Here is a 14,247-nt window from a genome sequence, read left to right on the forward strand (position 1 = left end):
GAGCAGCTATACTACTCTCAGTAGTTAAGGGTCGCGGATTGGCCGCGTCACCGCTCTCAACAGGAGGTCTTTGTTTATGGCAGATCAAAAGCCGGTTGTCGGGATCATCATGGGTTCCAAGTCCGATCTGGGCGTTATGGAAGGCTGCACCGCCGAGCTCGAGGCGCTCGGTGTGCCCTATGAGCTCGTGATTGCCAGCGCGCACCGTACGCCGGCGAAGGTCCACGAGTGGGCTTCGACTGCCGCCGACCGTGGCATCAAGGTGATTATCGCCGCAGCCGGCAAGGCCGCGCATCTGGGCGGTGTCGTGGCTGCCTTTACGCCGCTGCCGGTTATCGGCGTGCCTATGAAGACGAGTGATCTGGGCGGCATGGATTCGCTGCTGTCGATGGTGCAGATGCCTTCGGGCGTGCCTGTGGCATGCGTTGCCATCAACGGCGCCAAGAACGCCGCCATCTACGCCACGCAGATTCTGGGTGCTTGCGATCCCGAGTATCGCGCGATTATCGAGAAGATGAAGCAGGAGATGGCTGACGCTTAAGCGGCTTGCCGTTCCGTTGTAATCATAGGGAGAGTCATGTCCGACTATCAGGGAAAACGTTTCTCGGCTTCTCAGATCCCCGATCCATCCAAGTCGGGATCGGCCCGCTCCATGCAGCAGGGTCGGGCATCCTCTCCTCAACAGGCTCGTGCGCCGCGCCCCGTAACGCCGACGTCCCATCGCCGTCAGGATACACCGGCTGCGTTTCGCCCCTCGTCATATGGCACGGCAAAGAAGCAGGCCCGGCCGACGAGGCGACCGAGCGGCGCTCCGTCCAGCTACACCGAGCCGCCGCGTAAGAAGCGCCGCTCCATCATCCCCATTCTGCTCATCATCGTGGGCATCGGTCTGATCGTTGCCGCTGCCGCCATCTTTATCAATGCACAGATTGGCTACAAGCAGGCGAGCGATTCGTACCAAAAGATCGAGAAGCAGTACGTGAGCGATAAGGATGCGAGCGGCGTGCCGATTGTCGATTTTGACGCTCTTGCTAAGGCAAATCCCGAGATCGTGGGATGGATTTATGTGCCGGATACCAACATCAACTATCCCGTGGTGCAGGCCAAGGACAACTCTAAATACCTCAACACGCTGTTTGACGGTACGTCCAATGCATCGGGTGCGATTTTCTTGGACTTCGAAGATGTCGCGCCGGGCATGGTGGACCAGCAGACGACAATCTACGGCCACCATATGAACGACGGATCGATGTTTAATGTGATCTCGGACACCACCAACCAGGCGACGTTCGACAGCATCGAGTACGTGTACTACATCACGCGCGATGGCACGTATAAGCTGAGACCGCTGGCGACCAAGGTGGTTGAGGATACGTACTCCAAGGCGCGCGCGACCAACTTTGAGGGCGACGACGGGCTGACGAATTATCTGTCCGAGATGCTCGACGGCGCCTCTGCCGTGGCGAGCGATGCCACCGATCGTGCCGCTTCGGCAACCAAGGTCGTAACACTTGTGACCTGCCGCTCACTGTCATTTAGCAATACGCGCGCAGTCATGGTACTCACGCCGGTCGAGGAATAAGCGGTTCGAGAGTAGCTAATTTGGGACGGGGCTCTTTTAGCTACCCCAGTCACCTAACCCAGCAAAATCATTCTGCATACCCGGGGTAGCTAAAAGAGCCCCGTCCCAAATTAGCTACTCGACGGCGGAAAAAGGAGAAATGATGCTTGAAAGTGGCAAATTGATGCCTTCGGTCGATGCGTGGCTGCGCGAAGCCAAGGCCGACGCTTCGGCGCCGGCGTGTGGCATGTACCTGACGCACAATGGCGTGGTGCGTGCGACACCCAAGTCCGAGGCGCGCGGTGTCGAGACAGATGGCGTGGCGCCGGGCCACAAGGTGGGCGGCATGGTGTTTGGCTTCGATGCCGAAAAGGTGCAGGCCGCTATCGAGTCAACGCGCACGATGCCCGGCATCGGCTATGTGCGCGTATGGCTGGCGAGCGGCGAGCTTGCCGTGGGCGACGATATCATGCTCGTGCTCATTGGCGGAGACATTCGCCCGCATGTGGTCGATGCCCTGCAGGCGCTCGTCGGCACTATCAAGAACGAGTGCGTGAGCGAGGTCGAGCGCGAAGCGTAACGCCTAGCCGGCAACCCGTGTACGTCTATAGCAAAAGCCCGCTGGCAGTTCATGTAGATCTGCCAGCGGGCTTTGGTGTGTTGGGGCTGTTTTGTGCCGGCGCTCGCTACACGCGTGTGGCGTCCTTGGGGCTCATGGTCATGCTCTGGAAGCGATTTTCCATATACTCGTTATCGAAGTACTTTCCGTAGAACTGCGCAACGGGAATATCGCTGGCCGTGCCGTTGACACGCTGGTACCAGTAGTCGAGCGATTGCAGCGTCATGACGCCGTCGACCAGCATGATGATGGTAAAGATGACGGTGGCTGAGTAGCGACTCTTCCAGGGAATCATGTTAATGAGTTTGAGCAATCTGGGCAGCAGCAGCTTGATCCAGATGAGTCCGCCCAGACCCCACAGGCAGGCGAAGCCCGTGCAAGTGCGACCGCCCGTAAGTACGGCGAGCGGATCGGGCATGCCAAAGAGCTTCATATGCGAGTAGCTCCACGAGACCACACCGAACGAGGTCTGCATAAACCAGCCCACAAAGACCTCAAAGCTTGCGCCAAGCAGGGCGCTCACCAAAAAGATAATGATGGGGTTCTTTTTGTAGAAGCGGTTGAGCACCATGGTCATGAGTACGGCGCCAAATCCGTAGATGGGGCTGAAGGGGCCAAATAGCATGCCGGCGCGGTTCTGGTAGACGCCTGGATCGTCGACCGTCATGTGCCAGATGTCCTCCAGGATCAGGCCGAGCACGCAGCAGACAAAGAATACCCAGAACAGGTTGAAGTAGTTGAGCTTAATGTAGCCCTCGCCGGTCTCATCGCGGCCGAGCATGCCCTCGGCGGCGGCGTCGCGATCGAGCATCTCCTGCAGGCGGCGCTGCAGTTCGCGCTCCTGACGAAGCGTTGGGTCAACAGTGGCCGAAAGCGCGACGAGGATGCCGAGCTGGATGGCGGGGCGCAGCAAGAACGGCCCGATACCCTGGAGCATCACGTCGACCAAAAGCTCAACGACGGTAAGTGCGATAAGGATATAGGACAGGCGCGCGGCGTTGCGGCGCTGGTTCTTGATGAGGTCCAGGCCAAAGATGATCAAGATGACCGCGCTCGCCGCCGAGAGCATGATGCCGGCGACGATAAGGCCGACCGCGACGAGCGTGTTGTCGCCGAGCTTGGCGGCGGCGTTGCCGTTGATGAGCGCGGTGATGACCTGCCACATAAAGGCGCCGACCGAAGGGAGCGTGCCTACGCCGGACAGGATGCACAGGACGGCGTACACCTTAATGATGAGGGGAATCTTCTTGACCTCCGTGGCGCTGGGGACGCTGGGGTCGAGTTCGTTTCGATCCATACGGAACCTTTCTCGTTTTGTTGTAGGTTACAAGGATACGCCGCCGACCTGCTAAAAGACAGGACGAATGGCCCAATTGCAGCAATGTAAGCCCTAACGGTGGGCGAAACGCGTCGCGACGGAAACATACGGGACCGTTGGCCCCGAGGGCGGGTTGCCCGATAAAATGTTTGGCCGCAAAACGGATTATAAGCTCGGTGGGCTTTTAAAAACCGCTGTTCATGCGCGGGAGTGCTTGTCTTGCCGTGCGTATAATAGGGCAGGTAACGCCAAATAACGAGGCTCTGAGGGGATGCCATGTCTCAAGAAACCATCCGCGCGGCCGAGCGTGCTACGGGACGGGTGACGACCATGTCGACGTATGATCCGGACTCCGACCAGCTGCATGAGGAATGCGGCATCTTTGGTGTGTGGGCACCCGATCGCGACGTGGCTCGACTGACGTACTTTGGTCTGCGTGCGCTGCAGCATCGCGGCCAGGAATCGGCGGGAATCGCCGTGGGCGATGGCGGCACGGTTATGGTTCGCAAAGACCTGGGACTGCTCGATCGCGTGTTCTCCAACGCCGACCTGTCGACGCTCTCCGGCCAGTTGGCTGTGGGCCACGTGCGCTATGGCACCGCCGGCGCCAAGAGCTGGGAAGCCTCGCAGCCGCATCTTTCCACCATCAACAGCGTCATCATCGCGCTTGCGCACAACGGCACCCTGGTTAACACTGACGAGCTGCGCCGCCAGCTGATCGAGCTCGGCGTGCCGTTCCTCTCCAATTCGGATTCCGAGGTCGCGACCAAGCTCATTGGCTACTTTACCCAGCGTACGGGCCACCTGCGCGAGGGCATTCGCAAGACCATGGAGCTCGTGCGCGGCGGCTACGCCATGACGCTCATCAACGAGCAGGCACTCTACGCTTTCCGCGACCCACATGGCATTCGTCCGCTGGTGCTGGGCAAGCTCGTGGACGAGGGCCTGGACCAGGCCGACGCCGCATCCGTTTCGCAGCTACCGTCGCAAGACGACGCCGCGACGGTCGACGCTGCCGCTCATGTCACGCGCGCTGGCGGCTGGGTCGTTGCCTCCGAGACCTGCGCGCTCGACATTGTGGGTGCCGAGTATGTCCGTGATGTCCGTCCCGGCGAGATCTTGCGCATCAGTGCCGAGGGCCTGGTATCCGAGCAGGGTGTGCCCGCTGCCGAAGAGCCCGCTAACTGCATCTTTGAGCAGGTCTACTTTGCCCGCCCCGACTCCATCATGAATGGCAAGAGCGTCTACGCCTGCCGTTACGACATGGGTCGTCAGCTGGCACACGAGGAGCCCGTCGATGCCGACCTGGTCATCGGCGTGCCCGACTCCGGTCTGCCGCCTGCGGAGGGTTATTCGCGCGAGAGCGGCATCCCCTTTGGCGAGGGCCTCATCAAGAATCGCTATGTGGGCCGTACGTTTATCGAGCCCACGCAGGAGCTGCGTGCCATGGGCGTGCGCATGAAGCTCAATCCATTGCGCGACAATATCGAGGGCAAGCGCCTGGTCGTCATCGACGACTCCATCGTTCGCGGCACCACCATGGTGCAGCTCGTCAAGATGCTGCGCAACGCCGGCGCCAAGGAGATTCACATCCGCATCAACTCGCCCGAGGTCATCTGGCCGTGCTTCTACGGCATCGATACCGACGTGCAGTCGCAGCTCATCAGCGCTAACAAGACGGTCGATGAGATCTGCGAGTACATTGGCGCCGATTCGCTGGCCTTCCTTTCGGTCGAGGGCCTGCTGAAGGTCATGCCCAAGGGCGGCTACTGCGATGCGTGCTTTACCGGCCGTTATCCCGTGGCGATTCCCGAGAGCTTTGGCCGCGACAAGTTTATGGAGGGCTTTAAGCCCCGCAACCTGGATAAGCCGCTGCACTTTGGCGACGACGCCGTGGTCGAGAAATACGATGACCGCAGCTGGGAAGAGAAACACGGCGAGGCCTAGAACCTGCCATTTAGGGACAGGTTTATTTTGGCAGGTTTTATCTGCTGTTTTGTTGATATGACGGCGCGCACCGCTGCGGTGTGCGCCGATATGAACGCAACTATGAGCACTGTTTGGCGTCTGTGTGTCAAACGGTAGTGGGAGAGGAAGGCTCAGATGAGCGACAGCAAGCATGTGACGTATGAGGATGCCGGCGTCGATACCGCCGAGGGCGGCCGCGCCGTCGACGCTATTAAGCAAATGGTTAAGGATACCAACCGTCCCGAGGTTATCGGTGGCATCGGTGGCTTTGGTGGCCTGTTCTCGGCCGCCGCACTTAAGGATATGGAAGACCCGATCCTGATCAGCGGCACCGACGGCGTGGGCACCAAGCTCGTCCTCGCCCAGATTATGGACCGTCACGAGACGGTGGGCCAGGACCTGGTCGCCATGTGCGTCAACGACATTTTGGCTTCGGGCGCCGAGCCGCTCTTCTTTTTGGACTATGTTGCCATCGGCCACATCGAGGCCGAGCACATGGCAAAGATCATCAAGGGCGTGGCAGACGGCTGCAAGCTCGCGGGCTGCGCGCTCGTGGGCGGCGAGATGGCCGAGCACCCGGGCGTCATGGCTCCCGCCGACTACGACCTCGCCGGCTTTACCGTGGGTGTCGTCGACCGTCCCAAGATGCTCGACCCCGCCAACGTCCGCCCCGGCGACGTGATTCTGGGCCTTCCCTCCACCGGCGTGCACTCCAACGGCTACTCGCTCGTGCGTAAGGTCATCGGCGTTGACGGCATCAAGCCGGGTACGCCCGAGGCCGCCGCTAAGGCCGAGGAGCTGAGCCGTCCGCTCGAGGAGCTCGGCGGCGCATCACTGGCAGACGCTCTGCTGGCCCCCACGCGCATCTACGTCAAGCCGATTCTTGAGCTGCTCCGCGGCGGCGCTCCGGTGCACGCCATCGCCCATATCACCGGCGGTGGCATCACCGAGAACCTTAACCGTGCGTTGGCCGACGACGTCGACGCCGTGGTTACCCGCAATGGCGCCGAGATGGGCTGGGACATTCCGCCCGTCATCACCTATGTTTCGCACCAGGCCGAGCTTACGCCCAACGAGGCATGCAAGACCTTCAACATGGGCGTCGGCCTGTGCCTGATTGTCGCTCCCGAAGATGAGGCCGCGGTAACCGATGCCCTGGTCGCGCTGGGCGAGAAGCCGTTCCGCGTGGGCGAATGCGTCGAGGGCTCCGGTAAGGTCGTGTACTCCGATGAGCGCTAACGAGCAGACGGCTGCCGCCGAGGGCCTGGGTTTTGCGCCCTATACCCGTCCGACCGGCACCGATACCACCGAGCCGCTCAAGATCGGCGTGCTCATCAGCGGTTCGGGCACCAACCTACAGGCGTTGATCGACCTGATCTCCGCCGGCAAGCTCAATGCTTCGATCGAGCTCGTGGTGTCGAGCCGTCCTTCGGCCAAGGGCCTGCAGCGTGCAGAGCGTGCGGGTATCCAGACGCTGACGCTCTCCAAGGATGTCTACGCCGACCCTATCGCCGCCGACGAGATTATTGCGCACGAGCTTCTCGAGCGCGGCTGCGAGTATGTGGTCATGGCTGGCTACATGCGCATGGTGCATACGCCGCTGCTGGCGGCGTTCCCCAACCGCGTTGTCAATCTGCATCCGGCGCTGCTGCCGAGCTTTACCGGTGCGCATGCGATCGACGATGCCTTTACGCGCGGCGTCAAGGTGACCGGTGTGACTGTGCATTTTGCCAACGAGATCTACGACAACGGTCCCATCATCGCCCAGCGCGCGCTGGCTGTTGAGGAAGGCTGGGATGTCGACACACTCGAGGAGCACATTCACGCGATCGAGCACGTGCTGTATCCCGAAGTCGTGCAGATGCTCGCTGACGGCCGCGTCCACGTGCTGGAGAGCGGTAAGGTGGCAATTGATCCGGCGCGCCATCGTGCGTAAAAGGATTCGCCTGGTTTTCCTTGCGACGTAAACTATCAAAAAAGCTGATTGGGGCATATGGAATCACATGTGCCCCAATCAGCTTAATACCTCTTTGATTTTGGGCTCTGGATAACGTGACGGGCACCATTCCCATTCCAAGAAATCCGATAGGGCCTCGTCCGTGTGTGGGCGGGGCCCTTTTGCGCGGCCTTTTATGTTTGCTATACTGCTAGTAAGTAGAGAGGAGCCGCTATGGGTGCAGCAACGGTGCAGCTCAACACACGAATCGATCCTATGCTCAAGGCTGGTGGCGATGCGGTCCTGACACGCAATGGATTGGGGCCGAGCGATGCCGTTCGTGCGCTTTGGGCCTATCTTGTCGAGCATCAAGCGTTGCCGGGATTTATGGTGACGGATAAGCGCGAGGCGCCCCGCGCGGAGAGCCTGGCTGAGCAGGGGTGTGGCCTAGCTTTTTCATCGCTGGGGCTAAATGCTTCGGATTTTGCGCCAGTTGGATCATCTGCGGAAGACTGGGATGCCGTACGAGATGATATGTATGACACGATGAGTGCCGATATTGAGGCGAATTGTCGATGATCGAGGCAAAGCATCTCTTGGTAGATACGAACGTTTGGCTCGATTATTACCTGCAAGAGGGGGCGTTCGACGAAGCGAAGAGATTAGTTGAACTGGCCGAGGCGGGAAAGATTGACCTTCTGTACGCGCCCACGACGGTAAAGGATGTGTTCTATATCCTGCCTCGGCGCCTGGCCCGGCGGAATGCGAATGGGATTAACGTTTCGTTTGCCTCGGCGTCATGGGCCTGCATCGAGCACATGATGCAGGTGGCAACTGCCTCTCCGCTTTCGTTGGCAGAGTGCGAGTTGGCGCGCATGCTTGGCAAGCGCATGCCGGATCTCGAAGACAACCTCATCATCGCTTCGGGCGAGACGGCAGATGTTGACTACGTGGTCACGAGCGACCGGCGCATGCTGGAGGCGATGCCCGAGGTGTGCTTGACGCCTGCCCGCGCACTCGAGATGATTGGGATCCTCGGCTAACCTTGCCTGTCTGGTTTCGCTATCATATGGGGCATTGTGAACCTCATGCAACTTTGGAGGACGGTATGGCGGATAACGCCGAGATGCTATTCGCGCCTGAGCTGGTGTTTTTTGATTGGGAGTGCGCGACGCCGGATGAGGTGTTTGCGCGACTCGAGGGCGAGCTTGCTCCGCGCGGCTACATTGCGTCCGGTTGGCTCGATGCCGTCCGTACGCGTGAGGACATCTATCCCACGGGCCTCGCCATGCCGGCGGCCAATATTGCCATTCCGCATACCGATCCGGGGTTTGTGGCTAAGCCCTATATCGCGGTGATTAAGCCCTCCGCGCCCGTGACGTTCAATGCTATGGCGGGCATGGGTGCCCCCGTGCCGGCGCAGATCATCATCAATCTGGGTATTGCCGAGCCGGGCGGCCAGGTCGAGGCCCTGCAAGCGCTTATGAATATCTTTATGGATGCTGACGCCGCAGCCGACGTGCTCGGCCAGACCTCGTCCCAGGGCATGGTCGACGCCATCCGCCGCCACTTCTAGGGCCGGCATTTGGGGACTGTCCCTAACTGCCGGCAGAAAAGGAACGTCCCTAGCTGTCGGAACTGTCCCCTTTGCACCAAAATGGTGCAGATTGACCTGTCTCCCATGCACCAGGTGTGCCGCGGGGTTGCGTTGTGACACAATGACGTTTGTTCGATTCGTTATGCGAAAGGCCAACTATGGCAAACAAGAAAAAGAACCCAGAGGCCGCACCGACGCCCGAGCAACGGTCCCGCGCTGCCTCCAGCTCTCGCAAGAAGCAGCGCAAGACCTATGTGTCCAAGACCGTCAAGATCGTCCTGGTGGTTATCGGCGTGCTGGCGATGCTGCTTTCCGTCTCGGCGATGGCGTGCTCCGGTTTGATGTCGCAGACCGAGAACAATAACTCGGGTTACAAACTGACCGGCGGTGTGGCTGCTACCGTCAACGGAGCCAATCTCACCGAGGACACCGTAACCAAGCAGATCATGAGCATGCGCACGTCTTACGGCTATACCAAGGACAAGGATTGGGCGCAGTACCTGGTCAATAACGACCTGACGCCCAAGAAGTACCGCAAACAGCTCATCGATTCCTATACGCAGCAGATTCTGCTCCAGCAGGCGCAGAAGGAGAACGGCGTGACGGTTTCGGACGAGGAAGTAGAGAAGGCTTGGAAGGACGCCTGCAAGAGCGCGGGCGGCGCCAAGACCTTTAAGGAGACCCTTAAGACCTACGGCTATACCGAGGACACCTACAAGGACTCGCTCAAGGAGAGCCTGGCGCAGCAGAAGCTTAAGGATGCCGTTGCTCCCACCAGCAAGCCCAAGGACAGCGAGATTGTCGATTACATTAACGAGAACCTGTCTAACTACAACGATGCCCGCCGCTCGTCGAACATCCTGATCAAGGTTGATTCCGACGCTTCCGACGAGGACAAGGCCGCCGCCAAGGCCGAGGCGCAGGAGTGCCTGGATAAGATCAACTCCGGCGAGCTGAGCTTTGAGGATGCCGTGAAGCAGTATTCCGACGACACCGGTTCCAAGGAGAAGAAGGGTGACGTGGGCTGGGATAAGCTCACCACCTTTGTCGACAGCTACCAGACGGCGCTCGAGGGCCTTAACAAGGGCGATGTGAGCGACGTGGTCGAGTCGACGTATGGCTACCACATCATCAAGTGCACCGACTACTTCCATGTCGATGGCCAGGTCGATGACATCAATCAGGTGCCCAAGGCTATTAAGAAGTACGTTTCCAATGTGGTGAAGACCCAGGCATCGGGCACGGCATACAACGAGTGGCTGGAGAAGTACACGAAGGATGCCGACATTACCGTCAACCCCATGCCCAAGGACGTGCCCTATAACGTGAGCCTGAAGGGCGTCACCAAGAGCTCGACCGACGATTCGTCGACGACTGAGTAATCAAGGGGCGGTGCTCGTGCGAGTGCCGCCCACACTATTGAGGAGGATTTGCAGATGACCAACGAAGAGCTGCAGCAGGAAATGATTGCCGCCATGAAGGCCAAGGACAAGGTGCGCCTGTCTATCATTCGCCAGGTAAAGGCCGAGGTTAAGAACATCGAGGTCAACGAGCGCCGCGACGTGACCGAGGAAGACGTCAACAGCATGATCAAGCGTCTGATTAAGCAGACAAGCGAGACGTTGGAGATGTCCATCAAGGCCGGTACCGATCAAGATCGTACCGACAACCTGACCGAGCAGGTCAAGATTCTGGAGAGCCTACTGCCCGCGCAGGTTTCGGGCGAGGAGCTCGAGGCGCTGATTGAGCAGGTCATCGCCGAGCTGGGCGCCACGTCCAAGAAGCAGATGGGCCAGGTTATGGGGGCGCTCGGCAAGGCCACCGGCGGCAACTTCGATAAGCCTGCAGCTGCCAAGATTGTCGGCGGCAAACTCGTGTAGGGCCGAGCGGTACATAGTTGGTGTTGAGGGGCGTGACCATTGCGGTCGCGCCCCTTTTTTGTTGGCCGATGAAGGGCGCCTCCCTTGGCTGGTCATTGGGCGCTCATTGGGGACAGGCTTAAATGAGTGGGTTAAAGGTTGCGGGTTCTTTACGGGAATGCAGTGTGGGCTGCGGAAACGTGGTTCTTTCCGTAAAATAGAGCAATTCGTGTAAGCGCAGGGAAGGGATATTCATGGCAGACATGATCGAGATCAAGCATCTCAACAAGTACTTTGGCGACCTGCATGTGCTCAAAGATATCAACCTCACCGTCAAGCGCGGCGAGAAGCTCGTAATGATCGGGCCTTCCGGCTCGGGCAAGTCCACGCTCATCCGTTGCGTCGATTATCTGGAGGAGCCCACGTCGGGCGAGGTCATCATCGACGGTACGCCGCTCACCAAGAAGAATCATCTGGAGATGGCTCGCAAGTACAGCTCCATGGTGTTTCAGCAGTTCAACCTATATCCCAACATGACGGTGCTGGGCAACCTGACGCTCGCGCCCATCAAGCTGCAAAAGAAGAGTAAGGAGGAGGCGACCGAGATCGCCATCGCCGCGCTCAAGCGCGTCGGCATGGCGCATAAGGCCGGCGAGTACCCGCAGAACCTCTCGGGCGGTCAGCAGCAGCGCATCGCCATTGCCCGCGCCCTGTGCACCAAGCAGCCTATCATCCTGTTTGACGAGCCGACCTCGGCACTCGACCCCGAGATGGTCCAGGAAGTCCTGGACGTTATGATCGAGCTCGCGCAGGAGGATATCACCATGATCTGCGTGACGCACGAGATGGGCTTTGCGCGCCAGGTGGCCGACCGCGTCATCTTTATGGAGGACGGCCGCATCCTGGAGGAGGGCACACCCGAGCACTTCTTCGATAACCCCGAGAACCCGCGCTGCCGCGAGTTTCTGTCCAAGATTCTGCACTAGGCACGGTGATGGACATGACGGATATGACGAGGGCGGCCGTGTCGCGCCGCCACTTTTTGCAGCTGGCGGGCGCCGGTATGCTCGCGCTGACGGGGACCGCGCTTACCGGTTGCGGCAACTCCACCGGCGGTGAGCACTCCGACAAGGGGTCTAAGCTTGCGGCCATCAAGTCGCGTGGCCATCTGAATGCCGGCGTTAAGAAGGACGTTCCTGGCTACGGCTATTACGACACCGCCAAGGGCCGCTTTGAGGGCATGGAGGTCGATTTGTGCTACCAGATCGCCGCTGCCGTCTTTGGCGTGAGCTACAAGGAGGCCCGTGCCCAGGAGCTTGTCGAGTTTACTGACGTAACGCCCAAGACGCGCGGCCCGCTGATCGATAACGGCCAGCTCGACGTGGTCGCGGCGACCTACACCATCACCGACGAGCGCAAGAAGAGCTGGGATTTCTCGACGCCGTACCGCACCGACTACGTGGGACTCATGGTCAAGAAGCGTTCGGGCTTTACCTCGATTGAGGACCTGGACGGCAAAGTCATTGGCGTGAGCCAGGGTGCAACCACGCAGGGCCTGATCGAGCAGATGATCAAGGACAACGGCTTTAGCTGCGAGCCCGAGTTTAGGGCCTTTAGCGGCTACCCCATCATTAAGAGCTCGCTCGATGCCGGCAATATCGACGTCTTTGCCATGGACCGCTCCACGCTGGCCGGTTACATGAACGAGACCGTCGAGCTGCTGCAACCCGAGGTCAAGTTTGGCGAGCAGGGCTACGGCGTGGCGACCAAGAAGGGCTGTGATCTTTCGGCCGTGGTCGATCAGGTGATATGCGATCGCCTGGCCGACGGCTGGCTCGACCAAGAGGTCAAGACCTGGGGTCTTGTATAGGCGCATCGTCCAAGGAAGGAATCAAATGCTCGAAGGATTGTTTGACGCCGACCGCTGGTCGACGACATTCCAAAACATGGGGCCCTTCTGGGAGGGCTTTGGCGTGACGATGCAGGTGGTCGTTGCCGGTCTGCTGCTGTCGCTGGTGCTGGGCACGCTGCTGGGCGTGTTCTCTACCACTCGTTCTCGCGTTCTGCGCGCCATAAGCCGCGTGTACGTGGAGTTTTACCAGAACACCCCGCTGCCCGTGCAGGTGCTCTTTATGTACATGGCCGGTCCGCAGTTTTTGCAGGCCATAACCGGTGCCGACCAGCCGGTGCGTATCGCGCCGTTTGTGCTGGGCTTCTTGGGCGTAGGCCTGTATCACGCTGCCTACATTTCGGAGGTCATCCGTACCGGTATCGAGGCCGTTCCGCGTGGCCAGATGGAGGCGGCCCAGAGCCAGGGCTTCACCCGTGCGCAGACATACTGCTACATCGTGCTGCCCCAGACGTTCAAGATCATTCTGCCGCCGCTGTGCAACCAGGCACTCAACCTGGTCAAAAACACGTCGGTGCTGGCGCTTGTGGCCGGCGGCGACCTTATGTACCGTTCCGACAACTTTGTGAGTCTGTACGGTTACCTGCAGGGATACATCGTCTGCTGCCTTATGTATTTCATCATCTGCTTTCCGCTCGCCATGCTGGTGCAGTGGCTCGAGCGCCGCTCCAAGGAGCGTCCGCGCGGCGTGAGCCTAGCCGAGCTGGGGCTCGACAACGTAGAGGAGGCCTAGCGCATGGAAATCTTCAACGCGACCAACCTGCTCTACATTTGGGGCGGCTTTGTTAAAACGATCGAGATCTCGGCGCTGTCGATCTTTTTCTCGCTCATCTTTGGCACGGTGCTGGCGCTCGTTAAAAGCTACGCGCCCCGTCCATTCCGTATTTTGGTGAGCGCCTATATCGAGCTGTTCCGTTGCACGCCAAACTTGCTGTGGATCCTGTTTATCTACTTTACGGTGCAGGGTTTGGACATTGCGATTTCGACCATCGCCTTTACGCTGTTTACCAGCGCTGTTATGGCCGAGATTGTGCGCGGCGGCCTCAACTCGATTCCGCGTGGCCAGTTTGAGGCAGCGCAGAGCCAGGGCTTTGGCTTTTTTGCCACCATGCGCTACATCATTCTGCCGCAGACGTTTAAGACGATCATTCCGGCGCTGTTTAGCCAGTGCACGACCGTCATCAAGGACAGCTCGTATCTTTCGGGCATTAACGTGGCCGAGCTCATGTACACGGCAAACGTCGTGATGGCCCACGCGATCGACCTGTCGCAGGTGCTTATGCTCTACGGCCTGGTGTTTGCGATGTACTTTGTGCTCAACTTTGGTATCTCGCTGCTGGTGAGGGCATATCAACGTCGCATTGTGGCCGCATAGTCCTGCTTCCCCAAGCACGGCACCTTGCCCCTCAATCGTCGCTTGCGTACATTTAGTACGCGGCGCTCCTCTTTCGGGGCAATCTGCCGCACTTGGGAAACCAGG

General features: G+C 59.5%; 16 protein-coding genes. 15 read left to right on the forward strand and 1 reads right to left on the reverse strand.

All coding sequences use genetic code 11. The annotated features are described in order from the left end of the window. Nucleotides 1-76 precede the first annotated feature (76 nt). From purE to ACQRCA_RS01890, 3 genes are all read left to right on the forward strand, one after another. Nucleotides 77-541 (forward strand): 5-(carboxyamino)imidazole ribonucleotide mutase, encoded by a 465-nt coding sequence (gene purE / locus ACQRCA_RS01880; RefSeq protein ID WP_154516732.1) that lies wholly within the window; start codon nt 77-79, stop codon nt 539-541. Nucleotides 542-577: 36 nt separating this feature from the next. Beyond that, nucleotides 578-1,582 (forward strand): sortase domain-containing protein, encoded by a 1,005-nt coding sequence (locus ACQRCA_RS01885; protein ID WP_427717953.1) that lies wholly within the window; start codon nt 578-580, stop codon nt 1,580-1,582. A gap of 142 nt (nt 1,583-1,724) precedes the next feature. Continuing rightward, nucleotides 1,725-2,141, forward strand: coding sequence for a molybdenum cofactor biosynthesis protein MoaE (locus ACQRCA_RS01890; RefSeq protein WP_427717956.1), 417 nt, complete (start codon nt 1,725-1,727; stop codon nt 2,139-2,141). A 106-nt stretch (nt 2,142-2,247) separates the two neighbouring features. Here the strand turns inward: ACQRCA_RS01890 and ACQRCA_RS01895 are convergent, their stop codons facing one another. Then, nucleotides 2,248-3,477 carry a putative ABC transporter permease gene (locus ACQRCA_RS01895; RefSeq protein ID WP_427717959.1) on the reverse strand — a complete coding sequence of 410 codons (1,230 nt, stop codon included), beginning with the start codon at nt 3,475-3,477 and terminating at the stop codon, nt 2,248-2,250. Nucleotides 3,478-3,774: 297 nt separating this feature from the next. On the opposite strand from ACQRCA_RS01895, the gene purF reads away from it, so the two are divergent. The 12 genes from purF (at nt 3,775) to ACQRCA_RS01955 (ending at nt 14,142) form a co-directional block, all read left to right on the forward strand. Next, nucleotides 3,775-5,445: an amidophosphoribosyltransferase gene (gene purF, locus ACQRCA_RS01900; protein ID WP_427717962.1), complete on the forward strand. Its 1,671-nt coding sequence runs from the start codon at nt 3,775-3,777 to the stop codon at nt 5,443-5,445. A gap of 156 nt (nt 5,446-5,601) precedes the next feature. Further along, nucleotides 5,602-6,705: a phosphoribosylformylglycinamidine cyclo-ligase gene (purM, locus tag ACQRCA_RS01905; RefSeq protein ID WP_427717964.1), complete on the forward strand. Its 1,104-nt coding sequence runs from the start codon at nt 5,602-5,604 to the stop codon at nt 6,703-6,705. Beyond that, nucleotides 6,695-7,402 (forward strand): phosphoribosylglycinamide formyltransferase, encoded by a 708-nt coding sequence (purN, locus tag ACQRCA_RS01910; RefSeq protein WP_427717966.1) that lies wholly within the window; start codon nt 6,695-6,697, stop codon nt 7,400-7,402. The genes purM and purN overlap by 11 nt, the downstream gene beginning before the upstream one ends. 234 nt (nt 7,403-7,636) lie before the next feature. After that, nucleotides 7,637-7,981 carry a type II toxin-antitoxin system RelB/DinJ family antitoxin gene (locus ACQRCA_RS01915; RefSeq protein ID WP_427717969.1) on the forward strand — a complete coding sequence of 115 codons (345 nt, stop codon included), beginning with the start codon at nt 7,637-7,639 and terminating at the stop codon, nt 7,979-7,981. Continuing rightward, complete coding sequence (locus ACQRCA_RS01920) at nt 7,978-8,445, forward strand: PIN domain-containing protein (RefSeq protein WP_427717971.1); 468 nt, start codon at nt 7,978-7,980, stop codon at nt 8,443-8,445. Before ACQRCA_RS01915 ends, ACQRCA_RS01920 begins: the two co-directional genes overlap by 4 nt. Before the next feature lie 65 nt (nt 8,446-8,510). After that, nucleotides 8,511-8,978: a PTS sugar transporter subunit IIA gene (locus tag ACQRCA_RS01925; protein WP_427717974.1), complete on the forward strand. Its 468-nt coding sequence runs from the start codon at nt 8,511-8,513 to the stop codon at nt 8,976-8,978. A 179-nt stretch (nt 8,979-9,157) separates the two neighbouring features. Next, entirely contained in the window at nt 9,158-10,381 is a 1,224-nt protein-coding gene (locus ACQRCA_RS01930) for a peptidylprolyl isomerase (RefSeq protein ID WP_427717977.1), read from the forward strand. 54 nt (nt 10,382-10,435) lie between these two features. Continuing rightward, entirely contained in the window at nt 10,436-10,879 is a 444-nt protein-coding gene (locus ACQRCA_RS01935) for a GatB/YqeY domain-containing protein (protein WP_427717979.1), read from the forward strand. 233 nt (nt 10,880-11,112) lie between these two features. Further along, nucleotides 11,113-11,844: an amino acid ABC transporter ATP-binding protein gene (locus ACQRCA_RS01940; protein WP_055251548.1), complete on the forward strand. Its 732-nt coding sequence runs from the start codon at nt 11,113-11,115 to the stop codon at nt 11,842-11,844. A 14-nt stretch (nt 11,845-11,858) separates the two neighbouring features. Then, the gene (locus ACQRCA_RS01945; protein ID WP_427717981.1) at nt 11,859-12,728 is read left to right on the forward strand and encodes a transporter substrate-binding domain-containing protein; all 870 of its coding nucleotides are present in this window, start codon (nt 11,859-11,861) and stop codon (nt 12,726-12,728) included. 25 nt (nt 12,729-12,753) lie between these two features. Beyond that, nucleotides 12,754-13,500, forward strand: coding sequence for an amino acid ABC transporter permease (locus tag ACQRCA_RS01950; protein WP_427717983.1), 747 nt, complete (start codon nt 12,754-12,756; stop codon nt 13,498-13,500). Between the two features lie 3 nt (nt 13,501-13,503). Next, nucleotides 13,504-14,142 (forward strand): amino acid ABC transporter permease, encoded by a 639-nt coding sequence (locus ACQRCA_RS01955; RefSeq protein WP_427717986.1) that lies wholly within the window; start codon nt 13,504-13,506, stop codon nt 14,140-14,142. The last annotated feature ends 105 nt before the right edge of the window (nt 14,143-14,247 follow it).

The sequence above is a fragment of the Collinsella sp. SGI.095 genome (genome assembly GCF_050314535.1).
Taxonomy (GTDB): domain Bacteria; phylum Actinomycetota; class Coriobacteriia; order Coriobacteriales; family Coriobacteriaceae; genus Collinsella.